The sequence below is a fragment of the Marinomonas sp. GJ51-14 genome (assembly GCF_055808695.1).
Map to the genome: position 1 here is coordinate 2,148,150 of NZ_CM147879.1, position 26,110 is coordinate 2,174,259.

27 protein-coding genes are annotated in these 26,110 nt (G+C 39.3%); 20 read left to right on the forward strand and 7 right to left on the reverse strand.

Annotated features, from left to right (window positions below; translation table 11 throughout):
- Positions 1–155: 155 nt before the first annotated feature.
- The gene (locus AC0L3Y_RS10345) at positions 156–1,409 is read right to left on the reverse strand and encodes a type II toxin-antitoxin system HipA family toxin (RefSeq protein WP_473462012.1); all 1,254 of its coding nucleotides are present in this window, start codon (positions 1,407–1,409) and stop codon (positions 156–158) included.
- Complete coding sequence (locus AC0L3Y_RS10350) at positions 1,393–1,746, reverse strand: helix-turn-helix transcriptional regulator (protein ID WP_473462014.1); 354 nt, start codon at positions 1,744–1,746, stop codon at positions 1,393–1,395. Before AC0L3Y_RS10350 ends, AC0L3Y_RS10345 begins: the two co-directional genes overlap by 17 nt.
- A 341-nt stretch (positions 1,747–2,087) precedes the next feature.
- On the opposite strand from AC0L3Y_RS10350, the gene AC0L3Y_RS10355 reads away from it, so the two are divergent.
- From AC0L3Y_RS10355 to AC0L3Y_RS10365, 3 genes are all read left to right on the forward strand, one after another.
- Positions 2,088–2,255 carry a hypothetical protein gene (locus AC0L3Y_RS10355; RefSeq protein ID WP_473462018.1) on the forward strand — a complete coding sequence of 56 codons (168 nt, stop codon included), beginning with the start codon at positions 2,088–2,090 and terminating at the stop codon, positions 2,253–2,255.
- On the forward strand, positions 2,252–3,127 hold the full coding sequence (locus AC0L3Y_RS10360) for a helix-turn-helix domain-containing protein (protein WP_473462022.1): 876 nt from the start codon (positions 2,252–2,254) through the stop codon (positions 3,125–3,127). Before AC0L3Y_RS10355 ends, AC0L3Y_RS10360 begins: the two co-directional genes overlap by 4 nt.
- Positions 3,128–3,267: 140 nt before the next feature.
- Positions 3,268–4,125: a nuclear transport factor 2 family protein gene (locus tag AC0L3Y_RS10365; RefSeq protein WP_473462027.1), complete on the forward strand. Its 858-nt coding sequence runs from the start codon at positions 3,268–3,270 to the stop codon at positions 4,123–4,125.
- Positions 4,126–4,213: 88 nt separating this feature from the next.
- On the opposite strand, the gene AC0L3Y_RS10370 is transcribed toward AC0L3Y_RS10365, so the two are convergent.
- On the reverse strand, positions 4,214–5,104 hold the full coding sequence (locus AC0L3Y_RS10370) for a LysR family transcriptional regulator (protein WP_473462033.1): 891 nt from the start codon (positions 5,102–5,104) through the stop codon (positions 4,214–4,216).
- Positions 5,105–5,274: 170 nt separating this feature from the next.
- Here AC0L3Y_RS10370 and AC0L3Y_RS10375 point away from each other — a divergent pair, with 170 nt between their 5' ends.
- The 4 genes from AC0L3Y_RS10375 (at position 5,275) to AC0L3Y_RS10390 (ending at position 10,189) form a co-directional block, all read left to right on the forward strand.
- On the forward strand, positions 5,275–6,462 hold the full coding sequence (locus tag AC0L3Y_RS10375; protein WP_473462038.1) for an MFS transporter: 1,188 nt from the start codon (positions 5,275–5,277) through the stop codon (positions 6,460–6,462).
- Positions 6,463–6,475: 13 nt separating this feature from the next.
- Complete coding sequence (dkgB, locus tag AC0L3Y_RS10380; protein WP_473462043.1) at positions 6,476–7,285, forward strand: 2,5-didehydrogluconate reductase DkgB; 810 nt, start codon at positions 6,476–6,478, stop codon at positions 7,283–7,285.
- 651 nt (positions 7,286–7,936) lie between these two features.
- Positions 7,937–9,022, forward strand: a complete 1,086-nt coding sequence (locus AC0L3Y_RS10385; protein WP_473462050.1) for an isocitrate/isopropylmalate dehydrogenase family protein — start codon at positions 7,937–7,939, stop codon at positions 9,020–9,022.
- Positions 9,023–9,262: 240 nt separating this feature from the next.
- Positions 9,263–10,189 carry an AEC family transporter gene (locus AC0L3Y_RS10390; RefSeq protein ID WP_473462056.1) on the forward strand — a complete coding sequence of 309 codons (927 nt, stop codon included), beginning with the start codon at positions 9,263–9,265 and terminating at the stop codon, positions 10,187–10,189.
- A 162-nt stretch (positions 10,190–10,351) separates the two neighbouring features.
- On the opposite strand, the gene AC0L3Y_RS10395 is transcribed toward AC0L3Y_RS10390, so the two are convergent.
- From AC0L3Y_RS10395 to AC0L3Y_RS10410, 4 genes are all read right to left on the reverse strand, one after another.
- On the reverse strand, positions 10,352–11,032 hold the full coding sequence (locus AC0L3Y_RS10395; protein ID WP_473462063.1) for a GntR family transcriptional regulator: 681 nt from the start codon (positions 11,030–11,032) through the stop codon (positions 10,352–10,354).
- A 31-nt stretch (positions 11,033–11,063) separates the two neighbouring features.
- Positions 11,064–11,741, reverse strand: a complete 678-nt coding sequence (locus AC0L3Y_RS10400) for a Gfo/Idh/MocA family protein (protein WP_473462067.1) — start codon at positions 11,739–11,741, stop codon at positions 11,064–11,066.
- The gene (locus AC0L3Y_RS10405; protein ID WP_473462072.1) at positions 11,675–12,097 is read right to left on the reverse strand and encodes a Gfo/Idh/MocA family protein; all 423 of its coding nucleotides are present in this window, start codon (positions 12,095–12,097) and stop codon (positions 11,675–11,677) included. Before AC0L3Y_RS10405 ends, AC0L3Y_RS10400 begins: the two co-directional genes overlap by 67 nt.
- Positions 12,098–12,390: 293 nt before the next feature.
- Complete coding sequence (locus AC0L3Y_RS10410) at positions 12,391–13,485, reverse strand: SMP-30/gluconolactonase/LRE family protein (RefSeq protein ID WP_473462075.1); 1,095 nt, start codon at positions 13,483–13,485, stop codon at positions 12,391–12,393.
- A 177-nt stretch (positions 13,486–13,662) separates the two neighbouring features.
- Between AC0L3Y_RS10410 and AC0L3Y_RS10415 the strand changes: the two genes are divergently transcribed.
- The 13 genes from AC0L3Y_RS10415 to AC0L3Y_RS10475 all read left to right on the forward strand — a co-directional run bounded on the left by AC0L3Y_RS10415 (position 13,663) and on the right by AC0L3Y_RS10475 (position 26,097).
- Positions 13,663–14,154 carry a type 2 periplasmic-binding domain-containing protein gene (locus AC0L3Y_RS10415; RefSeq protein WP_473462082.1) on the forward strand — a complete coding sequence of 164 codons (492 nt, stop codon included), beginning with the start codon at positions 13,663–13,665 and terminating at the stop codon, positions 14,152–14,154.
- Positions 14,151–14,684, forward strand: a complete 534-nt coding sequence (locus AC0L3Y_RS10420; protein ID WP_473462088.1) for a tripartite tricarboxylate transporter substrate-binding protein — start codon at positions 14,151–14,153, stop codon at positions 14,682–14,684. The genes AC0L3Y_RS10415 and AC0L3Y_RS10420 overlap by 4 nt, the downstream gene beginning before the upstream one ends.
- 88 nt (positions 14,685–14,772) lie before the next feature.
- The gene (locus tag AC0L3Y_RS10425; protein WP_473462092.1) at positions 14,773–15,519 is read left to right on the forward strand and encodes a tripartite tricarboxylate transporter TctB family protein; all 747 of its coding nucleotides are present in this window, start codon (positions 14,773–14,775) and stop codon (positions 15,517–15,519) included.
- Positions 15,519–17,036 (forward strand): tripartite tricarboxylate transporter permease, encoded by a 1,518-nt coding sequence (locus tag AC0L3Y_RS10430; RefSeq protein ID WP_473462096.1) that lies wholly within the window; start codon positions 15,519–15,521, stop codon positions 17,034–17,036. Before AC0L3Y_RS10425 ends, AC0L3Y_RS10430 begins: the two co-directional genes overlap by 1 nt.
- A gap of 158 nt (positions 17,037–17,194) precedes the next feature.
- Complete coding sequence (locus AC0L3Y_RS10435; RefSeq protein WP_473462101.1) at positions 17,195–17,446, forward strand: putative quinol monooxygenase; 252 nt, start codon at positions 17,195–17,197, stop codon at positions 17,444–17,446.
- Positions 17,447–17,608: 162 nt separating this feature from the next.
- Complete coding sequence (otnK, locus tag AC0L3Y_RS10440) at positions 17,609–18,874, forward strand: 3-oxo-tetronate kinase (RefSeq protein ID WP_473462106.1); 1,266 nt, start codon at positions 17,609–17,611, stop codon at positions 18,872–18,874.
- Positions 18,871–19,521: a 3-oxo-tetronate 4-phosphate decarboxylase gene (gene otnC, locus AC0L3Y_RS10445; protein WP_473462111.1), complete on the forward strand. Its 651-nt coding sequence runs from the start codon at positions 18,871–18,873 to the stop codon at positions 19,519–19,521. Before otnK ends, otnC begins: the two co-directional genes overlap by 4 nt.
- Before the next feature lie 634 nt (positions 19,522–20,155).
- Complete coding sequence (locus tag AC0L3Y_RS10450) at positions 20,156–21,226, forward strand: TRAP transporter substrate-binding protein (protein ID WP_473462115.1); 1,071 nt, start codon at positions 20,156–20,158, stop codon at positions 21,224–21,226.
- A gap of 86 nt (positions 21,227–21,312) precedes the next feature.
- A complete protein-coding gene (locus tag AC0L3Y_RS10455) occupies positions 21,313–21,822 on the forward strand; it encodes a TRAP transporter small permease (protein WP_473462118.1) in 510 nt (169 codons plus the stop codon).
- Entirely contained in the window at positions 21,819–23,105 is a 1,287-nt protein-coding gene (locus tag AC0L3Y_RS10460; protein ID WP_473462123.1) for a TRAP transporter large permease, read from the forward strand. The genes AC0L3Y_RS10455 and AC0L3Y_RS10460 overlap by 4 nt, the downstream gene beginning before the upstream one ends.
- A gap of 195 nt (positions 23,106–23,300) precedes the next feature.
- The gene (locus AC0L3Y_RS10465; RefSeq protein WP_473462127.1) at positions 23,301–24,308 is read left to right on the forward strand and encodes an amidohydrolase family protein; all 1,008 of its coding nucleotides are present in this window, start codon (positions 23,301–23,303) and stop codon (positions 24,306–24,308) included.
- A 30-nt stretch (positions 24,309–24,338) separates the two neighbouring features.
- Positions 24,339–25,016: a 4-carboxy-4-hydroxy-2-oxoadipate aldolase/oxaloacetate decarboxylase gene (locus AC0L3Y_RS10470; RefSeq protein ID WP_473462133.1), complete on the forward strand. Its 678-nt coding sequence runs from the start codon at positions 24,339–24,341 to the stop codon at positions 25,014–25,016.
- Entirely contained in the window at positions 25,009–26,097 is a 1,089-nt protein-coding gene (locus AC0L3Y_RS10475; protein ID WP_473462140.1) for a 4-oxalomesaconate tautomerase, read from the forward strand. The genes AC0L3Y_RS10470 and AC0L3Y_RS10475 overlap by 8 nt, the downstream gene beginning before the upstream one ends.
- Positions 26,098–26,110 lie beyond the last annotated feature (13 nt).

A 26,110-nucleotide genomic window follows, 5' to 3' on the forward strand; every position in this document is an offset into this window, starting at 1 on the left:
TATCTTTCGGTTTTGTTAGGGAGTATGTGATTAAGTCGGTAAAATGAGACAATTTTGCCGACTTAAATCTACTGTGATTGCTACTCACTATGAACTAGCTTCCTTCGTCGATACCGAATTTACCAGTGGACTTCCCAGACTTTGCTTTACGAGTGTTAAATTCGAAAATCTTCATGAAGTCTCTGCCAATGAGATCTTAGCTGCTGTTTGTGCTCTTCATTCATTGGTAGATTGTTCAAAGACTCAGGCCAAAGGCTTCTCGCTTTTTCCATGGCATCGTCTAGATGTGGCTTGATAGCTCGCCATGGAATATCTGATTTAGTTGCCCAATGTTCAAAGTGTTTATTTGAGACATTATACCAAGCCTTCGTCTTTGCAAGATTAAGGGCAAAGTGCTGTTCGTTTTCAATATAAACACTGGTGGTGACTATGTCGTAAGCAGGAGAGAGTCTGGGGGTTACTTGATCTGAATAGAGTAAGCTCCAGTTTTTTAAGTGTGCGTCGCCGTTTGCTAATAGGATGTTGGCGAGTAAACGACGAGCAAGTTGCTGGACATCACTTAGACTATCACCAGAAAACTGATACAGGATTTTTGCTATTTGCTCGTAGTTGCCTGAATTGTATTTTTCATGTGGGTACTTCACTAGCACTTGAGCAAAGTCTTCCATATGAATACGTTGGTCGTCACGTCGATCAAATCGCTTTATAGCGAAGGCCAATTTTTCATCAGGAAGGTTGATTTGAGGAAGGTTGTCTAACTGGTCTATCTCGACCAATTTTATTTCAGGAATATCTACGCCTATAAGAGAGGCGAGAGTCATGGCTGTGAACTCGTTGGCGGGGACTTCTTTGTGTTTGGTGGACGGTGTTTTCACAATCCAATCGCCAAGCACATTATCTTTCGATAGATTGTATCGACCGTCTTTTTCCTTCATGGAAAACTTCATCTGAACGCCTGCCAAGGAGAACTTATTTTCTTGGCTGAGTTTGTTGAATCTAACCGCTTTTACTTGGCCATGAGATGAGAATAAGTGTAGAGGAACATCTTCAGGCTCCATCGGTTCAGCGACTAATGCACCCGGTAAATCCATACCCAGATAAGACAAAATATGGAACTCATTATCAACATGGGTTTTGAGCCCTTGAGTGATCAGTTCTCGCAATGAACCTTCAGGCAATAGATTAGACAAAATAGAATGCAGGCGTTGGTTTGTCGTCCATGGCTCAGATAGCATTTTATTGGCACGTGGGAAATTTGGATGGGTGGTTAAGCTGAAAGTAGGGCGTGCTATATTAGATTGATAGCTTTCTGCAAAATGTAGAACATTGCGTCCATTTTTTGCCCCTGCCAAATATCCCACTAGATGGCCATGCAAAGTTAACTTAAGAACATTAATTTCCGTTGTCATCTTCGTCTCCATCTTTGTCTTCTAGTAATCCTTTCCATGGATCATCATAAAAAGCTTTTTGCTCATCAGATTGGTTAGGCTGTTGGTGCGGTAAAGATGTGTTGTTACCATCACTTTCAAGAACAGCTAAAACAGCATTCAGCTTTTCTTTTGGAATAAGCATGACGTCGCTATTTAGTCCTTTGGCAATCAATTCAAGAGTATCGAGTCTTGGGTTGCCTTTTGATTCAAGCCGTTGGTACTGCTGTCTAGAAATGCCAATACGCATAGGCATTTCATTTTGCTTTAGTTTAAGCGCTAAACGACGGTGTTTGATTTGTTGTAGTAGATTCATCATAAGGAAACTAATAAGTTGCTTTTTAATTTATAGAAACATATTAGTTGCTATTATAATATAAAGCAATTTAAGAGTTTCTTTTTTGACGTTTACAAGTGCATAAATATGAGGAGGCATTTTTGAGTCTATGGAATGTCCTAGCTAGACAGTAGGGTGCTTGTCTAAGGAGTCTTAAAGTATAATAACTTAGAGTTTTGTGGTTTCAAACTGAGCTTTCGGGATATCGAAGCTTGATTTGTCACCAACCAATGCGAGTCAATGTATTCAGGTATTGGAAGCCGAACGGGAGGAAGCTGTTCCATCGAACGGCACGTGTCGTGAGTTTGACCTAGGATGGACACGTGTTTATTGAGCAGGAAAAGCGCATTTTGAATGATATAGAAGAACCACGTAATGTTTTTAAAGGGGATACAGAAAAGGTTCAAGTTACGTTAAAGATTGCAGTTTCGTCATTTTTTAGTCTTTTTTTAAAAGAGGTCAATCTTCAGAGTGATGGTGATTTTCTATGAGTAACGAGATGCTAAACATTGAGTTTAAAAAAACAAGTTTATTAAAAGTTGGTTTTGAGGTTTTTGATATACGTCAGCTTTATGATAGGGCTGAGACAGGGGAGCTGGCGTATCTTGATCAGCCACATCGAGTGAATTTTCATAATCTGATTCTCTATACAGGAAACGCTGGCGAGCATTTTGTTGATTTTCATGCCTTTCCAGTGGAAAAAAATGCTTTAGTATTGGTGAATAAAGGGCAAATACACGCCTTCGATTTAGTGAATAAGCCATCGGCAACCGTGGTGATCTTTACGGATCATTATTTAGATGAAGTGATGGCGGCCATTGACGCTAGAATTTTCGCACCAACGCAGTTTTTGTCGTCGTATCGTCCTAGCTTTTTGATGTCAGAAAGTCAGGCGTTGTCGTTACACGGTATTTTTGCGTTAATTACGGCTGAATTTGATCAGTCATCGGCAAATGTACAGTATGTCAAAGTGCTTTTTGCCGCAATATTGTGCAAGGTGAGTGAATTAAGGCCAGACATTTATCATTACCAAATGAGTGCATCGCAGATTAAGAACTTCGAGCGATTTGTGACTTGCCTAGAGCGCAATTATGCAACCATCCGAGACGCCAATGAATACGCACAGTTAATCGCAACAAGCTATAAAACCCTCAATAAAGTCTGCAAAATTGCAACCAATTTTACCGTAAAGCAGCTTATTGACGCTCATGTTGTATTAGAAGCAAAGCGGAGGTTGTCGATAGATAATATCCAAGTACAGCAGGTTGCCAGTGATCTTGGTTTTGATGAAGTAACAAACTTTGTCAAATATTTTAAAAAACATACCTTAATGACACCAAGTCAATTTAAGCAAAAGGTTTAGCTTGATCGGTTATCTCGAGCCTTAGATGTTTTTATGTAATTAATTGGTTCAATATTCACCATTTTCTAGCTTTTTTTGACCTCTTCGATTTTTTTATTTTTCCTTACAATGAGCGCCTATTCAACGGAGAGGAAAAAAATATGAAAACAGCACTTTTAACCACAATTGTCGCCAGTAGCGCATTATTGAGCGCATGCACTAGTCCGAGCGTTTCAACTTCAGCCACTGTTTCCAGTAAAGACAAAGCGGTTGCCGTGTTGAACTCTATTGAGACGGGAGACACAAAAGCACTTCGCTATATTGATGGTCAGCACTACACTCAGCATAACTTGGCCGTTGGCGATGGTTTGGCCGGTTTTGGCGAAGTGTTGCAAGCCTTGCCAAAAGGTAGCGCAAAAGTAAACATCGTTCGAGCGTTTGAAGATGGTGATTATGTGTTTACACATACAGATTATAATTTCTTTGGCCCTAAGGTTGGCTTTGACGTGTTTCGTTTCGACAATGGTTTAATTGTTGAACATTGGGACAATTTGACAGTGAAAGCAGGTAAACCAAATCCGAGTGGACGTACTCAATTAGATGGGGCGTTGGAAATTAAGGACCTGGATAAAACCGCTGCTAACAAAGCGCTTGTAAGCGATTTTGTGAACACTGTACTAGTCAAAGGCGAATACCAGAAAATGTCACAATTTTTTAGTGGTGATCATTACATTCAGCACAACACTATGATTGCAGATGGCCTGTCTGGTTTAGGTCAAGCGATTAATGAAATGACAAAACATGGTATTACCATGACATTTAGCAAAGTACATAAAGTACTGGGTGAAGGGAACTTCGTATTGACCATTAGTGAAGGAGAATTTGGTGGAGAAGAGACGTCTTATTACGATTTGTTCCGTGTAGAAAACGGTAAAATCGCCGAGCATTGGGACGTCATAGAAACGATCCTCCCTAAAAATCAATGGAAAAATACCAACGGTAAGTTTGGCAATTTATAAAACCAACTATAGTGTAAGGTCGCTGGTCATTATTTATAATAGCTAACGTAAGGTTAGTTGAGACTAGATAATGGTTCAGCGATGCTATTTAGAAAGCAAGGTGAGCTTTAATGAAGGTTAAAAATGCCTCGATGCGAGATGCTAAAGCTGTATGTTTGTAGTACACCGCATTGACTTGCTCTCTGGGATTGGGTGTTTGTATGGATTCGTTCAGTAGGCTGACCAAGCGTCCTTTTTTAATATCTTCACTCACCATAAAGTTAGAAAGCAGGGCAATACCATTACCTGCTAAACACAATTGACGAATGGTTTCGCCGCTGCTGGCTTTGATGTTAACCGACAGTTGGATAGGTGGCGTCGTTGGTAGTTTGTTTAAATTGGCGATATCGGAAAAGCCGATAATGTCGTGCAGAGTTAATTCACCGACTGTTTTTGGTTTTCCTCGTATTGTTAGGTAATCTGGCGAGGCAACAAGATGCAGACGACTGCGACCGAGCAAGGTGGCATGTAACCCTGAATCGCTTAATCCGCCAATACGAATGGCAAGATCTGTTCGCTTTTCAATCAAATCAATAATGCTGTCATTGGATACTAACTCAAGTTCAATATCTGGGTAAGCCGCTCGAAAAGGTTTAATGAGAGGAATGAGTTGATGGAGCACAAAAGGGCTAGCCGCATCGATACGTAATCGTCCAGAAGGTCTCGTTTTCTGAGCAGTAAGCGCAAACTCCGCACCAGCAATCTGTTCCATGGCGCTGCGAATCGCCACGATAAAGCGTTCGCCTTCCTGCGTTAGGCTGACTTTCCGGGTTGTACGTGTAAATAAACTGCAAGTGTGTTCTTGCTCTAAGCGTGCCACCGCACGAGATACTTTTGCGACTTGAATGTCTAATGCATTGGCCGCCGCTGAGAAGCCCCCATGATCGGCAACCGCAAGTAATATTTCTAAGTCTTCCGTTTTAGAGCGGATGTTATTCATTGATTATTCCATTACATTATTTTTGCATTTATCGATAAAGTAATTTGTCATTTATGCTGTTTTTGTAAATATTAGCAAGCTTCATACTTCACTCCAACAAAACTTGAAATGTTTCTTTTAAGAGTTGCTTTCTTTAAGGAAATGTTTCTTCAACATAGGAGTTCATGATTATGCCACTTGCTCTTTGGGCGCTAACACTCAGTGCCTTTGCAATAGGAACCACAGAGTTTGTTATTGTTGGCTTGATACCGACGATAGCAAATGATTTGTCTGTCAACTTGCCCAGCGCAGGCTTGCTTGTCAGTTTGTATGCGTTGGGTGTTGCGGTTGGCGCGCCTGTGCTAACCGCTTTAACGGGAACGCTTAATCGTAAATGGTTGCTCATTGGTTTAATGAGTCTGTTTATTCTTGGCAACATGCTGGCTTGGGCAGCGCCGGGGTACAACTCACTTATTGTGGCGCGTATTTTAACCGGATTGGCTCACGGTGTATTTTTCTCGATCGGTTCGACGATAGCGACTCGTTTGGTGCCGAAAGAAAAAGAAGCCAGCGCGATTGCCTTGATGTTTACAGGTTTGACTGTCGCCCTTGTTACCGGTGTTCCATTAGGAACTTGGATTGGGCAGCATTTTGGCTGGCGTGCGACTTTTTTAGTTGTCTCAGCATTGGGCTTAATTGCCATGATCGGCAGTGCTATCTTGGTGCCAAATAATCTCAAACAATCCCCGAGTGCCAGTTTGGTAAAACAAATGTCTGTATTGGTTAAGCCACGTTTGCTTTTGGTGTATGCCATGACTGCAGTAGGTTACGGAGGAACGTTTGTGGCCTTTACTTTTCTCGCATCCATTCTTGAATCAGTGAGTGGTTTCCCATCTTCCGCCATTGGTTTGATCATGTTGGTGTACGGTGTATCGGTAGCGATTGGCAATATCTGGGGCGGAAAAATGGCCGACCGCATTGGTCCGATTAGTGCCTTGTCTTATATTTTCTTGGCTCTGGCTGCCGTACTGGTTCTCTTTTACTTCACCGCGCCTTATCCATGGTTGGCCTTGGCAACCGTATTAGTTTGGGGAGCCTTCGCTTTTGGTAATGTGCCTGGTTTGCAAGTCTATGTAGTGCAAATTGCTGAGCGAGAAACGCCCCACGCAGTAGACGTTGCCTCGGGTTTAAATATCGCTGCGTTCAACGTAGGGATTGCTTTAGGAGCGCTTATTGGCGGACACATTGTTGATCAATATCGCTTAATCGATACGGCTTGGGTTGGCGCTGTTATTGTGTTGGTGGCGCTGGCTTTGACACGCTTTAGCGGCTACTTAGATAAAAAAGACCGTTTTGTAGCTCAATTAAATAACGTGTAACAGGAAGAGTATTATGAAAAATATCAATTTTACGCTGGGAATGGGCACTTTTCGTCTGCAAGAGCAAGTCGCTTACGATTCTGTGAAAATGGCGTTAGAAGAAGGCTATCGCCATATTGATACGGCACAAATCTACGGTAATGAGGCTGAAGTAGGGCAAGCCATTGCAGACAGCGGCCTCCCAAGAGATGAATTGTTCATCACGACAAAAGTATGGTTCGAAGCCTTTAGTGAGGACAAGTTCATCGACAGTGTGAAAGAAAGCCTCACTAAATTGAAAACCGATTATGTGGATTTACTTTTAATTCATTGGCCGTCACCGCAAGATGACGTTGATATGGCGTTGTATCTAAACGAATTGAAAAAGTCGAAAGAGATGGGCTTTGCTCGTGAAATTGGTATTTCCAACTTCACCATAGCGCAAACTCAACAAGCGTTAGACATTCTTGGTGAAGGCGAACTATTTACGAATCAGATCGAGGTGCATCCATATTTGCAAAACAATAAGCTAGTGGGCTTTTGCCAAGCTAATGGTATTCAAGTGACAGGCTATATGCCGTTTGCATATGGCAAAGTATTAGCGAACGAGACACTAAAAGCCATTGCTGAAAAACATCAGGTCAGCACTACACAGTTGGTTATTCAGTGGTTAGCTCAGCGCGATATTGTCACGATTCCATCGTCTACTAAACGCAAAAACCTTGCTTCAAACTTTGAGAAAGTAAGTATTACTTTAAGCGATACAGACATGGATCGAATTGCCGCATTGGATTGTAATGACCGACAGGCTAATCCTGACTTCTCTCCGAAATGGGATCTATAGCGTTAGCTTTCTAACAGATATTAGTCTAACCAAAACAATTTTTTAGATCGTTTTATGGTGACTGATACAACCCAGCTTTGGCTGGGTTTTTCTTTTTTGAGTGTTACTTGTGATTTAGTCACCACATACTCTAACGCAGGCATGATGTTACTGACTTAATTTCTTGAACTCCAAAACCATTCTTCATTCTTGTTAAGTTTAGGAAACCATAGGAAAGACATTAATTTTTTCATCTTCAATTACGCTTGAGCTCACTTTTATTAGCTAAAAGTGTATTAAGCATGCTTTGGTTTTTGTCATGGATTGACAGGTCATCTTACCCAATACTTGACATAGTAGAGGTCGGCGATTCGAATTCGCTTAGTTCTACCACTCTTTTTCTAAGGTCTTCCCGTAAAGCAATGCATTGATAACTCCCACTGTAAACCATCTCCGAATCTTTGATACTCGCTACTGATGTACTTTAGAAATTTTGTAGAGCCACAGAGGCTGCTTAAGGCGTTTTTTTATGATTTGAACTTATTGGTGTGTCAAACCAAAGAATTAATAAGAGAATTTTTTAATGTATACATTGATGCCTAATTTATTTATTATTGAGTTATTGATGATTTATGTAATAAACATTTCTTATAAAAATAAAAGGAGATTGTAATGAAAGTATTTACAGTAGCTGTAATGCCTGGAGATGGAATTGGAACGGAAGTAACTCCTCCGGCAGTTGAATTAGTTAAGGAAGCCGCTAGGCAGCAGGGCGTAGAACTTCGCTTTCAGCATATAGACGCTGGTGCCCAATATTATGCAGATACAGGTGAATCATTTCCTGAAGACCATTATAAAGAAGCAGTAAAAGCGGATGCTATTTTCTTATCGGCAATGGGTCATCCAGATATTCGTTATCCAGATGGGACAGAGATAGGACCACAGCATGATTTACGTAAACGATTAAACTTATATGCTGGTGTTCGTCCATGTCGTACTCTTCCTGGTTTACCTTTACCGCTTGTGGATGAGCGTAGTAAATCGTTAGATTTTGTTATTGTCCGAGAATCGACTGAAGGGTTATTTGCCTTTTCCCGTGGACATGAATTGGACGATGACGAATATGCTCATAATCTGATGCGCATATCGAAAACGACGAGTAAAAAACTTTATGATTTTAGTTTTAATTTAGCAAGGCGTCGTGCTGAACAAGGCCGAGGACACAATCTAGTTACTCATATTGATAAAGCAAATGTTTTATCTTCGCAGCATGTTGCAAGACAGTGGTTTTATGAAGCTGCTGAACGCCATTCAGACGTGACTGCGAACCATCAATACGTTGATTTTGCGGCATTAGACATGGTTCGTCGTCCTTGGGTCTTTGATGTTATGCCTACCGAAAATCAATACGGAGATATATTGTCCGATATTGCCGCTGGCTTGATGGGGGGGATGGGAATGGCTCCTTCTGGTGAAATTGGTGATACTCATGCTGTGTTTCAACCATGTCATGGATCGGCTCCAGATATTATGGGACAAGGTAAAGCGAATCCTACCGCAATGATTTTATCAGGGGTGATGATGCTGGAATATTTGGCAGATAAAAATAATTCATCTGAACTGTTGAGTGCAGCTAAAAAACTAGAGTCTTCTGTAGAGGCGGCTTATGCAACTGGCAGTTTACTTCCATATGAATTGGGTGGAACATCTGGTTTACATGATATTAGCGAGTTGGTTGCGAAGAAATTATCTTTATAGCCGACGAATTGTAATAGCTCCTAGTGAGCTTAGATCAATTTCAGTCATCATTCTTGATATCTTCAAAGTTCTAAAAATAAAAGGTTTTTATTTTTTTAATACTAAACGAGGTTAAAAACCTTGTTTGGTATTAATATAAAATATTTATTTTCTATTCTATTCTTATTTTTTAATTTAATGTATATGTTTCTAAAGTTAAATGTATTTCCATATCATAATTTACTATAAATAGGTTTTTTTATGTTTGATATTGTTTTAAAAATATCACCTTTATTTTTTTTGGTGGCTGTTGGTTTTTTTTGTAAGAAAGAAAGTTTTTTTAATGAGAGGGCTCTTAGATATTTAACCCGTTTTGTTATGTATTTATCCCTACCTGCAGTTCTATTAGGGAAGCTTGCTACAACAGATTTTAAAACCTTAATAGATTTTTATTTTTTATTTGCATATTTATCTTCTCTTATAGGTGTAATGCTAATATCTGGGGTAATCGGCTACATAATTTTTTCTAAAAATATCAAATATAATATCATGTTAGGACTTGGTGGTGTTTATGGAAATATTGGTTTTCTTGCGATTCCTGTACTTTCAACAACTATAGGTGAATGGGTATCTGTTCCACTTGCGTTAATGCTTACCCTTGATTTACTTATTTTATTACCTGTGGCCACATTTTTGCTCCAACTTAATAGCGTTGATGAGAAATCGAATACTAGCCCAATGGAAGCCTTAAAGCGTTCTTTATTTAATCCACTTATTTTATCTATTATATTAGGACTTATTTTATCAATTTTTCAAATAACATTGCCAAATAATATTATTTATGGTCTTGATTGGTTAGGTAAAGCTGCTGGTCCTTGCGCAATGTTTATAGTTGGAACAGCTCTTTATGGTAGAAAAATTACCCATAGACCAACGTCTGCTCTCTATATTTCGACTATTAAGTTGATTTTTATGCCTCTTGCAGTTTACTTCTTTATGAGTTTGTTTTCTGTTAATCCAGAATGGATTGTTGCTGCAACATTAGGAGCTGCGATGCCTTGTGCTGCAGTATTAGGTGTCATAGCAGAAGAGCATAAAATACTCCCTCAGCAATCATCTACAGCAGTTTTATTTACGACTATTTTTTCTGTAATAACAATACCACTATTGATTCGTTTTTTTAGTTAAAATATATTTTTAAAAATAGAAATTTTTTATGGGGTGTTGAATAAGAAATGAAAAGAAGGTAGCTATAAAAATATAGATAAGCCTTATTCAATAAATGAAGAATAAGGCTTATCGTTAATTTTGATCTAGGTTTTTTAGAAAATATTTCTATGTAAATATGGATTAAATATTATTTAATCCATATTTTTTTAGTAACTCTATGAGCATATTTCCACTAGCGTCACGATGGTTGTGGTGTATCAATCGTGCTTTCTCAGTGTCACGGGCTTCTATTGCTAATATTAGATTCAAATGGTCCTTATTTGAGTCTGTTGGTTTTGGGCGAAACTTTAATGTCATCATTCTTGCACGGTGAGACTGTTCTATAAAATTACCCACCAAAACATTCAGGCGTTTATTATTACTAAATTCAACTAGGTAACGATGGAAGCGTTCATCAGAGCGAGCCCATTGCTTTAAGTCATCTTGTAGCAAAGCCTGATCCATCTCTTCTACCGCATCTCTCATCAAGGATAATTGGTCTTCTGTCAGTCCTTTTTTTGCACAAAGTGCTGCTGCAGTTGCTTCAATTCCAGTAAGAATTTCATATATCTCCTGCATATCAATAACTGATATAGGCTTGATTCTCATACCATGTCTTGGTTTTAATTCTATCAGCCCTTCATTCGCTATTCTTAACATCGCTTCACGTGTTGGCGTTCTGCTCATGTTTAATAATTCGGAGACTTCAGCTTCAATCATTTGCTGACCAGCATGAAGCTCATTATCTAAAATCTTAGCTTTTAACTGGCGATAAGCTTTGTCTGACAATGACTCTTTGCTTTTTGGAATTTTTATGGCCATATTTATATTGCTCGGTTTTTAGGTTTATTCTCTAAAATAAGTCTAATTTTTGTTTTGACTGTGCTGATCGATATATACTTTCTTCAATGATTAAGTTCTGGATATATTGTTGAGCGCAATTGTGAAGCTCTGAATTATATAACAAATGATCTGCAACATGCCTTTGAAGAGTATAAACACAATCACCGCCAAAGTTATTTGTTGTGTAATTGTAGGTGTGGGGAGTCCAATAACTTTCACCCTTTTGACGTATACTTATTTTGCCATTGCCTTCTAGTTTTAAGCAAGCCTCGCTCCCTTCAATAAGCATTTCACCCATAGTTACACGAGTGTTCTCTGCCGCATGATCTGCTAAACGATTACCGTCAAATGTAGCTCTAACCTGATTGTCAAATTCAAATAGAATGATGCCGGCATCTTCACCTTTAATCACTGGGTTACGCTTCATTAAGTCGGCATAAACACTTTTTACTTCGCCTAAGAGGTAGCGAAAAACATCCACCCAATGAATAGCTGTTTCATGAACTAAAAAGCGCTCCATTTGCTGGAAGTAGGGTTGTCTTTCTAAATAAGCGTCTTTACCTTGCCCATCGCCTGGTCGCATCATGAATGTCGCTTGGTATAGTTGGCCAAACTGTTCAGTTAATAAAACTTTTTTAATTTCTTGGTACCAAGGCTGAAACCGAAAATTTTCATGTATGACAACCAAGGCTTTTTTTCTTCAATTTTTTGAGTCAGTTTTTCAGCTTGACTGAAAGACGGTGTAAAAGGCTTTTGACAAATACAAGGTATGCCTCGCTCAATTGCAGCTGTAACAAAGTCTACATGTGTTTCTGGTGGTGTAATAATGTCTATAAGATCTGGTTTTTCAGAATCTAACATTTCAATAAAGTCAGTATAGATAACTGGAACGGAATATTTTTTTGCTGTTTCAGTTGCTCCAGCACTACTACGGTTGTAAAGGGCTACAATTTCCACATCATGCATCCGATCCCAAGCGTCATAATGGAATTGGCTAAAATAGCCTGTTCCTACTGTTACCACACGAAGTTTCTTTTTTTGCACTTGAGTCTCCTCGGCGACTTATTTCAGTTAATTGATAATTATTTTTTCCATAGCTCTTTTTTATAAGGAGCCAGATCTCTGCATGTTTAACTGCTTCACATATATAGTGCACAGTAATTGAGCGTTCCAATGAGTAGGCTTTATTTACATCTAAAACTTGTCAGCCACGGATAGATTGAATACTGCCTAATAGTCGCTAATGTCGGCAGAAGGCTTTAGGTTTATAAAGGTTCCTCTGTATTATATAACCCAGTACCTCTTCAGAAGTTAGGGTTGTATAAATAAAACTAATATCATCTGTTCTGTGTAGGTATGGTCAAACAATTCAAAATAGAGTGATATAGTTTTAGGTCAAATATAGTCACCGGAAAATACAGTGATCTATATCTATTATATTTTTTTGATTCTGTTGTATGTCTTATTGGTCCTTTAAAGTCCCAATGACTAGGTGCTAAGCCTCTTATAGGTTGTTTTAAAGATGCTACTTGATGTCCTAATAAACAGCCAAAATAAAGAATATTTAAATTTTGACCTCCAAAGGCTAAGCTGGATATATTTTGTAAAAGATTACTTTTTACATTATCTAGGTGGGGTCTACCCATACTATGATTTTGAAAGGCATCTTCGACCCAAGATAAGTGTTGAGTGTCTACATCAATTAGTATGGTTTCTTGCTCGCTACCATCTTTAGATACTTTTATAACTTGGTTGCTAATAATACTAGTGATCCAAAAGTTCTCTTCAGCATCGAGTGCTAATCCATCCGGAAAAATGCCCGCTCCGAATTCCGTAATAACTGTCTTGTCAAAGAGATCTCCATTTTCTGCGATGCTAAATCGTGTGAGACGGCGAGAAAATGTTTCGTTAACAAATAAGAACTTTCCATCTGGAGAGGCTATACATTCGTTCGTATAGCCTAAACCATCTGCGACGATACGAGCTTTATCACCATCACAAAGTATGACAAAACCATCACTAATGTCGGAGCGATAAGCTTTTGCTCTTGGTTTAGTACGAGTGCTTACTGTGATCCAAATTCTACCTTGGAAGTCAAGATGGACATAATTGGTTGGAGGTAGTGGTTGCCCATCAATATCTAATAAAAAAGGTGTGAGTTCTCCGTTTTGCTTTAAACGGTATACACCGCCATCTTCATTGCCTAGATGAGCAATTAAAAAGTCACCGTTCTCTAATAGACAAATTCCGTTAGGTTTTAATTCAAAATTTTGAGTTTTTGCTAATAGAGACCACTGGTCACCATTAGGCTCTATAATACTAACGCCACCACTCCAGTTAGAAGTAAATATCCTGTTATCTGAATTCGTAAGTACACATTCGGGACGTTCAAGTTTCTCCCCAAAAAAAACGATTTGATCTAAAGTGTGCATTACCAAACCTCGCTTGTTATTTTGATTCTATGTCGAAGATTTAATCACAATAGCGAGTTTGAAAAAATATTGCAAAATAAATTTATTAATGTATAAATTAATTTCAATCCTAACTTAAAGTGCTAAGAAAGGATGTTTCAGTCTGACGATAACAATAAAAATCAATTGGAGATGAATATGAAAAACATCATTACAACATTAGCAGCAAGTGTCTTAGCTACAACGATAGCAACAAGCTCGATAGCTGCTGATCGCTATCCAGAACGTGATATAACAAATGTGGTTGTTTGGTCTGCTGGTGGCGGGACGGATGTTGTTAACCGTATGGTTTCTGCCGAAATGGCCAAATCTTTAGGTGTGAATATTAACGTAACAAATCGACCTGGTGGGGTTGCTGGCTCTTTAGGTATGAGTTATGTAAAAAGACAAAAAGCAGATGGATATACACTTGTTGGTTTGTCTGAGTCTGTAGTTGGTTCTGCAGTACAGGGCGGATGGGATCAAAAAATGAGTGTTTGGTATCCTTTTATTGTTGGTGGGTCTCCAGATTTAATTTCAGTATCAGCTGATTCCAAATATTCGAGCCTACAGGAATTGATCGCTGATGTTAAAAAAATCCTCGCTCTATTAAGGCCAGTGCAGGCGGTGCAGGTTCAATTCATCATTTGAACTTATTGGCATTGATGAACGGTACAGGTGCTGAATTTAACTACATTCCATACCCAGGATCCGCTCCTGCTCAAACAGCAGCAATGACTGGAGAAGTTGAGTTGGTTATTACTTCTCTTGCTGAGCAGCAGCAATTAATAAAAGGTGGTAAATTAAAGCCACTAGCTATGTTAGTTGAAAATGATCAAGCGCTAGAAGGTTATGGAACTGTTCCATCAGCTTTTACTGCTTTCCCAGAGCTTCAAAAATACCTACCAATCATGCAAGCAATTGGTTTAGCAGTTAGCCAAGATGCTCCAGATAATGTAAAGGCTAAATTAACTAAGGCGTTTCAGAGTGCCATGGCAAGTCCAGTAATTCATAAATGGGCAAAAGATAACTTTTATGTGTTGTCTGGCTTATCTGGTGCAGAAGCAAGTAAAGAGTTTGCATTCCTAGAATCACTATTTTCTTGGACACTAAATGACCTTGGAGCTGCTAAGGTTGCACCTTCTACGTTAGGTATTCCTAAACTCTCAGAACTAAAATAATTTTAGTCTTAATAAACAGAGGAATGTATCTGCATTCCTCTTTTCTTAGTGTTAAATAGTCCTGCTTTGGACGTCTAGAGGTAGTTATATGCAGCCTGAACAGCTAATGACCTTACGTCGTGCGGATATGAAAACGGCATTAGTGTTAATGATTGTTTCTACTTTCGCGATAATAGAAAGCCTTAGCTTTCCTTTGACAGGGAATTATGCTGGAGTGCAAAACGTTTGGTACGTTTCTCCAGCACTGTTTCCTATTATTATTTCTTGCTTAGTCTTTTTATGTGGCGCCGCGCTACTTATAAAAAGTATTGTCTTTATTAAGAAAAATCCTTCAATTGGAACTGCAAAAGAAAGCCCTGCAAGTTGGTGGCGTTTTTTTGTTCTGATATCTTTAATTGCTGGGCAAGTATATGGCTTCGTCCCTTTAATTGATTTTGCTTTGTCTTCGTTTATTTTTCTCTTTGTTTTTATATTTGCATTTTATTCTGATAACGCGATATTTCAAAAACGCATTTTTACGATCTGGTCCGTGGTCTGTGTTTTTCTAGCTTCCGTGACATTTAGCACAACTTTAACGGATGAAACTCGATCTTTATTTGATTGGGGTGCACTGATTTTTATTGTCTGCATGGTTGTTGTTTTGTACAAATGGGCTAAAAAATCAGAGCAATTAAAAGTATGGAGAGTTAGCTGGAAAACAGCGCTCATGGTTACCTTAGTCATTTGTCCCATGTTCCGACTAGGAATGCTTGTTCCTCTACCAACGGAAGGTATCGTCATTAATCCTATGGTCGACATCAAATATGTTGTCCGTGATATTTGGAGAGAAATGTAATGGATATTTTGGCTTCTTTTAGTGTATTTGGTAGTACATTACTGTCTCTTTTGTCATCACCAACAAATTTAATGATTCTTATGGGGGCATCGTTTTTTGGGATCATTTTTGGTGCATTGCCAGGTCTTACGGCGACATTAGGTGTAGCTTTGTTAACAACGTTGACTTACGGGATGGATGTTAATACAGCATTAATTGCATTATTAGGTTTGTATGTTGGTGCTATTTACGGTGGTTCTTATCCATCAATTCTCATTAATATCCCAGGCACTGCAGCTGCTGCAGCAACTGCATTAGATGGCTTTCCTCTAGCTCAAAAAGGGGAAGGTGGACGAGCATTGGGCTTGACAACAACAGCCTCTTTGATTGGAACTTTGTTGGGTATTTTGGTTCTAGTAATTGCAGCTCCATTGGTCGCTCAAATGGCGTTACAATTTACGTCTTTTGAATTTTTCTTACTGGCTTTGTTTGGCATATTAATCAGTGGGACGTTAACAAGTCCTGATTTGGTTATTAAAGGATGGATTGCTGGCTTTATTGGATTAGGATTATCCACAATTGGCCGAGATCCATTACAGTTTTTTCCTAGATTTACTTTTGATATGCCGGACCTTGATCAAGGCCTAGAAGTCGTGCCTGTGTTAATTGGTGCGTTTGGTATTCCTCAGGTAATTAAAGCACTACGTAATAGGGAAAGCTTGGGCGTAATGAAACAATTTGGGCGTATTTTACCTGAATGGAAAACTCTCTTTAAAAATCGTATGAATATCGCTCGCTCTTCCATGATAGGTATCGGGATTGGTGCTGTACCAGGTATTGGTGAGGATATTGCTGGCTGGGTTTCATATGGTGCTGCGAAGAACACTTCTAAGCATCCTGAAACATTTGGTAAAGGTGAGCCCCAAGGTATTATCGCTTCTGAAACAGCGAATAACGCTTGTATAGGTGGAGCCCTAATACCACTGCTAACACTAGGTATTCCAGGAAGTCCTCCTGCAGCGATGCTGTTAGGCGCATTAATGCTTCATGGTATTACACCTGGGCCAATGATTGTGGTTGAAAGTCCGAATTTCCTAATAGAAGTTACAGCCATTCTTGTTTTATGTTCCATTGCCATGTGGTTAAACGGCATGTTCTTGGCAAAGCAAGTTGTTAAAGTTCTACAGATTCCAGCATCTATTTTTCTTCCTGTTGTTACCTTAATGTGTATTTTAGGATCTTACGCATTAGGCTTAAATATCTTTAACTTATACCTAATGGTGATTGTAGGTGTATTTGCCTATTTTCTTGATGAAATGAAATATCCTATTTCTCCGCTTGTTATCGGTGTGATTCTTGGGCCAATGGCAGATGAAAACTTACGTCGAGCATTAATGGTATCAGAAGGTGATTTAATGCCATTTATTGAACGTCCTATTTGCATCGCATTAATTTCGATTATCGTTTTAATTATTATGACAAAAGTCCCTTTTTACCAACAGTGTAAAAAGTCATTTTTTTCACTATTTAAGAAATAGTGAGGCGTTAAATATTTGATCAAAATTTATTGTTGAGAAAGAGGTGTTCTTTGACCTCATATTAGCCCCTTCTTATTGAAGGGGCATTTTTTACTATTTAATAGCCGAGATTTTTTAATGTATATAATTACCGTTATATTTTCTGTATATAAAAAAATTTGGAAGAGTTTTCCTTATTAGTAAATAAACAAGCATTAGATTCTTTAACGAAAGAAAACGATTGTCATACTTTTGATGTGGCAATAGGAGAAGAAGAAGGTGGAATTGTACCTTTCTTTTTGTACGAAATTTATAGTTCTAAAGCCAGTTTTGAAGTACATCTCGCTTCAGATTACTTTAGCGAATTTAGTCAAAAAACAGCTAGCATGGTTGCAAAAAAAGAAGTCAACTCATGGAATAAAATAAGTTAAAAAACAGCTATAAAATATTAGATTTTTAACATCGAATAACAAGTTAATCCATTTTCTCAATTACGATCCATTAAATGAGAAACTAATAAAGTATGGCTAAAATAAAGATTAAGTTAGGTAGTCCTAATATCGTTAGGAATACTTGTAAATAAGGAGTTTATAGTGAGCGTTTTATTAGGCTGTATTGCAGATGATTTTACTGGCGCGACAGATTTAGCAAGCTTTTTAGTGCAATCTGGTATGAGAACGGTTCAATTAATTGGTGTACCAACAGAACCTGTGGATCTATCTGACACAGATGCAGTTGTTATTGCTTTAAAATCTCGGACGCTCCCATCTGAGGTTGCTGTTTCGCAATCTATCGAAGCTCTTGAGTGGCTAAAAAGTCTCAATTGTGAACAATATTACTTTAAATATTGTTCTACATTTGATTCCACCGAAAAAGGCAATATAGGCCCAGTCACAGATGCTTTACTGGATAACCTTAAAGAGACCTTTACCATTCTCTGTCCTTCGTTACCTGTTAATGGTCGTACTGTATATAAAGGTAATTTGTTTGTGAACGATGAATTGCTTAGCGAAAGTGGTATGCGCAATCACCCATTAACGCCTATGAAAGATGCAAACCTGATGCGAGTCATGGCGGCTCAATCGTCTGGTAAAGTTGGTTTGGTCCCTTTTGATATTGTGTCTCAAGGTGCTGATAGGGTTAAAGAGGCTCTTTCGAAACTGGCTCATGAGCATCGATATGCTGTTATTGATACTTTATCTAATAATGATTTACATGTTATTGGTGAGGCGTGCGCCGATCTCAAACTATTAACTGGAGGCTCAGGTCTTTCGGTTGGTCTTGCTAAAAACTTTGTTGATAAAGGTTTGTTTAAGATTCGTAATAACTCTTCAGAACTTAGTAAAGTAAAAGGTGAAGCTGTTGTTTTATCTGGTAGCTGCTCTGTTATGACACAAAAACAAGTAGCTCGATTTAAAGAAAGTTTTTTATCCATGAAAATCTCTCCGCTTGATTTAAAGTCAGGAAAAAGTTCTTTAGCAGATGCTCTTGCTTGGTTTGATAAAAATCGTAATGTTGGTGCATTAATGTTTTATGCTACAGATACACCTGAAAATATCCGGTGTGCTCAGGAACAACTCGGAGTTGAAGAAGCTAGTGAATTAATTGAAAACTTCATGGCGGATTTAGTTTCTGCATTAGATAAAAAAGGCGTGACTAAATTTATTGTAGCTGGAGGCGAAACATCTGGGGCTGTCGTGAAAGCGCTTAATCCAAGTATGCTGAAAATCGGAGGTAGTATTGCTCCTGGTGTTCCGATTACTGAAATGGTTGGGAAATCATCTAAATTGATGGCTCTTAAATCAGGCAATTTCGGTGATGAGTTTTTCTTTGAAAATGCGCTGGAGATGATGGAGTGAGTACTTCTGAAAGTAAACTTCGTGAACAGATTTGTATTATGGCAAAGTCTTTATTTGATAGAGGCTTAACATGTGGTTCTTCAGGTAATATTTCGGTAAGAACAGAAGATGGCGGTTTATTAGTGACGCCTACCGGAAGCTGTTTTGGCCGTCTTGATCCGGCTATTTTGAGCCGGCTTGATAAAAACGGTGTGCTTATCGGTGGTCATCAGCCAACAAAAGAAATGTCTTTGCATGAAGCTTTTTATACGACAAGATCAAGTGCTAATGCCATAGTACATCTACATGGAACTTGTTCCGTTGCAATGTCAATGATGCCAGATGCCGATGAAGATAACTTCTTACCACCATTAACGCCATACTCCATCATGAAGCTAGGCAAAGTGAAGCTCTTACCTTATTTTATGCCAGGAGACTCTAAAACGGGTGATGCAATTCGTGGACTTGCAGGAAAACGGTCGGCAGTGATGCTAGCTAACCATGGTCCTGTAGTGGCAGGGAAGGATCTTGAAGCCGCAGTTTCAGCTATTGAAGAGTTGGAAGAAACTGCCAAGTTGGCGATGATGATGAGAGGACTATCACCAAAAATGCTCGATGAATCACAAATACGAAACATTGTTACTAAGTTTAATGTGGAGTGGGATTAATATTCTTATCAGAATCAGTCGGAAATATAACATTTGTCACTTTTAATGGTGACATAATAACTGAAGAGGTTAGCGATTCGAATTCACCTAGTCCTACCAAAATTTATGCTTACTAATTTCTTGAATTACAAAGTGTAAGTTACGAAAGCCGAACCCAGTGTTCGGCTTTTTTGTATCTTAATTGGGAGTGAAAATGGATTTTTCTGTCTTTTTATCCTTAGTTAATATTTCCTACATTATTGTTTTTTAAGAAGTAACTCTAATCTTCATAAGCTATATTAGTTGCTAGTCTTTAATATGATTACAATATAACTTGTTTAGCAGTTTTTTGGGCTGATTTGTTGTTTCTTCGTCGTATTTGGTGCGCTGGTTTTCGCGATATGAAAGGCTGTCTTATGCTGACAGATTTCTATGAATACGGCATATATCAACAAGACATGTTTCTAATGAATAAATTCTGAGAGGTCGAATGTGTGTACTGGAGATATGTCTGAGGAATATTTTATATCGGTGACTAGCAAAGCAAATTCATTACTTCACTATAGAATTAATCAATAGCAGGAATTTATAATCAATTATCATTTTTAGGCGTTGACTGTTAGTTTTGCTAGATTGAAAAATATAAAAATAATCGATGAAACTTGGAGTTAGCTATGAAAAGTATAATAAAAAAACGGTATTTACTGCAACAGCTCTATCTATATCTCTATTTACAGCATCTAATGCTCTTGCTGCTACACCTGAAGTCACATTACGCTTTAGTCATTTTTTTCCTAGCGTATCTGGTCAACATAAAGACATTTTTTTAAAATGGAAAGAAGCGGTTGAAAGTGAATCTGCTGGACGAATCGCGGTTGAACTTTACCCATCCTCTACATTAGCAAAACCTCCAGCACAATATGATGCTGTTAAAAATCGAATAGCTGATGTTACTAACACGGTTCAAGGCTATACAGCGAATCGTTTTCCTTTGACTCAGATTGTTGAGTTACCAGGTGTATCAAAAGATGCCACAAATGGTTCTTGTATTGTGCAGACGTTATACGATGAAGGGCTTATATCAAAAGAGTATTCTGAAACTAAACCTTTGTTCTTTTTTACTCATGGTGCAGGAATCATTCATACAGTTGATAAAGCTATTGAAAAGCCAGAAGATTTAGCTGGGCTACGTATCCGTCGACCAACAGCTGTAGTTGCTAAGTTGCTTGAAGGGCTAGGATCTGAGCCTATAGGTATGCCAGCACCTTCAGCCTACCAATCGGTTCAACGAGGTGTTATTGATGGTGTTGCCTTACCTTGGGAAGGGCAGTTGGTTTTTCGTTTAAATGAATTAACGAATCACCATACAGAAGTTGGTGGCTTATACACATTAGCTTTTGTAACAACTATGAATAAAAGGGTCTACAGTGCACTACCTGCAGATCTAAAGAAAGTCATTGATAATAACTCAGGCATGAAATGGGCGATGAAATCCGCTGCTGTTTATAAAGACCTTGATATAAAAGGTCGTAAACAAGCAGAAGAGCTTGGACATCCTATTACGACTGTAGCGAATGGTGTAAATAATCCAGAATGGAAACCGATACTAGATAAGGCCACAGAAGAGTATTTAAATGAGCTAGAGAAAAAACGCTTACCAGCACGTAAGATTTATAAACGAGCTCAAGAATTAGCTATGACATGCTCTACGGATGCTAGTTATTAAGTAATTATTTGCCCTGTTGATATGTAATTATCAATGGGGCGAATGTTATTTGGATGAGTTTTTAAGGTACTGCTGGAGTAATGTGAATGAAGCTGTTAATTCTAATGGTAAAAAAAATATCTTTGCTTATGCACTTATTAGGAGGCTTCTTTCTAGTTGCTATGATGTTAATAACATTGTTGGATGTAGTGACGAGAGGCCTTTTTGGGCTAACGGAAGGTAAGCTAGATATAACTGTGACAGGGGGGATTGAGCTGGTCAAATACAGCTTGTTGTTCTCTATACTTTTCATTTTACCTTATTCGGTTAATCGCTCTCAGGTCGTTGTAGATCTTTTTACTAATCACCTATCAGAACGTAAAAAAGCATTTTTAGAAGCAACCTATTTTATAGGCTTCGCTTTATTAGGCCTTGCTATGAGTTATGGTTTTTATCATTTGGTTGGTGAGGCGGCCATGAGCTATGAGACGACCCAAGACCTATTGATTCCGATGACTTACTTTTACGCAATTGCGAGTTTTGCTACTTTCATGTTGGCTATCTCGGCAATAGTTTCTACCTTTGAATTGATCACACATAAAAAGAGTGTCTTATGAGCACACCAATGATTGGTATGATTTGTATTGCTGGAATGTTAGCGTTGATTGCATTTCGAGCACCTATTTCCTTAGCTATGTCTATTGCTGGTTTTATTGGTTTTGGCTGGATTGTAGCATTTGAACCTGCGTTATCAGTTTTACCAACTGGACCTTTTGAAACGTTATCAAATTATAGTTTCAGTCCAATACCAATGTTTATTTTAATGGGAGTTTTTGCTTCGAAATCCGGTATGTCGAAACAATTATTCCAAGGCGCGAAAGCGATGTTTGGTAGTTGGCGTGGTGGGATGGGGTTAGCTGCGCTTACTTCCTGTGGAATTTTTTCGGCGATTTCAGGGTCATCCATGGCAACCGCTGCCAGTATGTCTCGTGTGGCTTTACCTGAAATGGAGAAAAACGGTTACTCACCATCCCTTGCTTCTGGCGTTTTGGCTGCGGGTGGCACATTAGGGATAATGATTCCTCCTTCGACGGCATTACTTTTATACGGCTTAATTACCCAGCAGTCGATTGGAGACATGTTTATTGCGGGAGTCATTCCAGGTTTATTGGGATTGGTGCTATATGGAGTAACGGTTGCTGTTATCGTTACTATCTGGCCTAATTCTGCCCAGCCAGGTAAAGCAACTTCACTGAAAGAAAAAATCTATGGGTTAAAAGGATTGCTACCGTTCACCTTCGTCTTTCTTTTTATTATCGGTGGTATTTATTCTGGTTGGTTCACTCCAACAGAAGCCGCAGCGGTTGGTGCCGCAGCTACTTTTGTTATCGCTGTTTTTAATGGTATGCGTTGGGTGCAATTTAAAGAGGCTATTGCTGAATCATTATTAATGACAGCCATGATCTTTTTTATGTTGATTGGAGCAGAAATATTTGGATATTTTTTATCTGTATCACGTATATCTTTTTCACTCGTTGAGTTAGTGGATAGTCTTCAGTTAAGCCCTTTTATTATTCTATTGTGTGTGTTGGCTATATTCATGTTACTTGGTTGTGTCATGGATAGCATTGCCATGTTGCTCTTGACGGTTCCTGTTGTTTATCCGTTAATTGAAGCCGCAGGCTTTGATCCTATCTGGTTTGGGATTGTCGCTGTAATTACTGTTGAACTAGGATTAATTACTCCACCAGTAGGGATGAATGTTTTTGTTATTAAGTCTGTAGCGCCTCATATATCAATTAAAGATATGTACAAAGGTGTTATGCCTTTTGTTATCGCAGACTTAGTACGATTATGTCTAATTGTTGCCTTCCCCTTTTTGGCTATCGGTTTGTTGTGATTAGCTTATTAACATAAAAATATATTTTGAAAACGACCTTCGGGTCGTTTTTTTATTCCAGTCAATAATAAAAGGTTATATCAAAATCCAATAAGAGTGGGGGGAAATTGAAGTGGTTTAAAAAAGGTCGGGAGTTAATACTTAATGCAGTGATTGGATAAGAACCAATTAATTGGATAAGTAGAGGACTACGTCATGATTATAGATTGCCATGGACACTACACGACAACACCTCCTGGTGTTGGTGAGTATCGAGATAAACAAAAAGAGCAAGTAGCAAAAGATCCTTCTTTTGTTGGTGAAAAAGGTAAGGTCATTGTATCGGATGACGAGATACGTGACAGTATTATGAATAACCAGCTTCGTTTACAGCAAGAACGTGGTACGGATCTCACTATTTTTTCTCCTCGTGCAAGCTGGATGGGACACCACATTGGTAATGAATACACGAGCCAATACTGGACTGAACATCAAAACGATTTAATTCGTCGTGTATGTGATTTATTTCCTGAAAACTTTGCGCCTGTTGCTCAATTGCCTCAATCTCCTGGTGTGGACCCTGCTAAGTCTGTTGGTGAAATCGTTCGTACAATTGAAGAAATGGGTTTTATTGGCATCAACTTGAACCCAGATCCAAGTGGCGGTTACTGGCAAGATAAGTCGTTGGGTGATCGTTCTTTTTACCCTATCTACGAAAAAATGTGTGAATACGATATTCCTGCGATGATCCACGTGAGCGCAGCGTGTAATGATTGTTTCCATACAACGGGTTCGCATTATCTTGGTGCTGATACAACTGGCTTTCAGCAATTAATGATGTCAGACGTGTTTAAAGATTTCCCTGAATTAAAAATTATCATTCCTCATGGCGGCGGTGCCGTGCCTTATCACTGGGGACGTTTCCGAGGCATGGCACAAGACCAAGGATTCGACCTTGCAGAGCGTGTTTTGAATAACATCTATTTTGATACCTGTGTTTATCATCAGCGCGGCATTGATTTGTTATTGGATATTATTCCAACGAAAAATATCTTGTTCGCTTCAGAAATGATTGGTGCCGTACGTGGTATTGACCCAGAAACAGGTCATTATTTTGATGATACGAAACGTTATATCGACAATAACACTGTGTTATCTGCCGAACAGAAACAAGCAATCTTTGAAGGTAATGCGCGTCGTGTTTTTTCACGGTTAAAAGCATAACGCTCTTGATTAAAGAGAAAGGAAAGTATCATGCGAAATAATATTGTTGTACAAAATATCGAGCGCGCAGACCAAGCTGTGATCGATGGTTTGGCAGAATGCGGCGTAGCGACGATTCATGAGTCTCAAGGCCGTGTTGGTTTGCTTGCGCATTACATGCGTCCGATCCAAATGGACAAGACCATTGCCGGTTCCGCGATCACCATTTCAGGCGCGGCGGGCGACAACTGGATGATGCATGTGGCGATTGAGCAATGTAAAGCGGGCGACGTGATGGTGTTTGCACCAACATCACCTTCTAATCATGGTTTTTTCGGTGACTTGCTGGCGACATCAGCCCAGTCCCGTGGTGTGGTTGGTTTGATCATCGAAGGTGGCGTGCGTGATACTCGCGACCTTCGTCAAATGAATTTCCCTGTTTGGTCAAAAGCCATTTTTTCCGAAGGCACGATTAAAGAAACTGTGGGTTCTGTCAACGTTCCTATGGTGTGTGCCGATGCTTTGGTGAACCCTGGTGATGTGATTGTCGCAGATGACGACGGTGTTGTGGTTGTGTGTCGTGAAAGTGCAGCGGAAGTGCTAGAACTGGCTCGTAAGCGTATGGCCAATGAAGAAGCAAAACGTGTTCGCATGGCGAATGGTGAATTAGGCTTGGACATTTATGAAATGCGCCCACGCTTAAAAGAAAAAGGCCTTAAGTATGTCTAACGCATCTGGCCTCTTAAAAAGTGCGCCTTGTATGTGGATGCGCGGCGGCACGTCTAAAGGCGCTTATTTTTTGGCAACCGATTTACCTGCTGATATCGATGCACGAGCGCAATTTTTATTGCGTGTAATGGGCTCGCCTGATGAACGTCAAATTGACGGTATTGGCGGCGCGGATCCTCTTGCTTCTAAAGTGGCTGTGGTGAAAAAGTCAGAACGCGATGACGCCGATGTCGATTATTTGTTTCTGCAGGTGTTCGTTGATCAAGCGATTGTTACCGACGCACAAAACTGCGGCAATATTTTAGCGGGCATTGCTCCGTTTGCTATTGAACGTGGTTTAGTAACCGCTCAAGATGGTGAAGCCTCGGTTCGAATCTTCATGGAAAACACCGGACAAATTGCGGTTGCTCGAGTGTTGGTTAAAGATGGCGAAGTGCAATATGAAGGTGACGCCCGTATTGATGGTGTACCTGGATTTTCGGCTGCAGTTCCGATTGTATTTCAAGACACAGCTGGATCAAGCTGCGGTGCGTTATTGCCAACGGGCAATATTGTTGATGTGATTGATGGTATTGAAGTCACCTGCATTGATAACGGCATGCCTGTGGTCATCATGCGTGCAGTCGACATGGGTATCACAGGACAAGAGTCTCGTGAAGAGCTCGAAGCCAATGATGAACTAGGTGCAAAATTAGAATCGATTCGTTTGCAAGTCGGTCCGATGATGAATTTGGGCGATGTGAAAGACAAATCCGTGCCTAAAATGACCATGGTGAGCGCGGCGACTAATGGCGGAGCGATTTCAACGCGTACGTTTATTCCTCATCGTTGTCATGCTTCTATCGGTGTTTTGGGGGCAGTGAGTGTTGCAACAGCAGCAGTATTAAAAGGTTCACCTGCTAATGACGTGGCAAGTTATCAGTCTGCTTCTTGCATGACTTTGAATGTTGAGCATCCAATTGGCGCCATGACTGTGATTTTAGATCAAGAAGAAAATGGCGATATCGGCTCGGCGGCGATTCTACGCACCGCGAGAAAATTATTTGATGGGCAAGTCTTTGCACATGATAACGGTCTATAAGTACTGACAATTT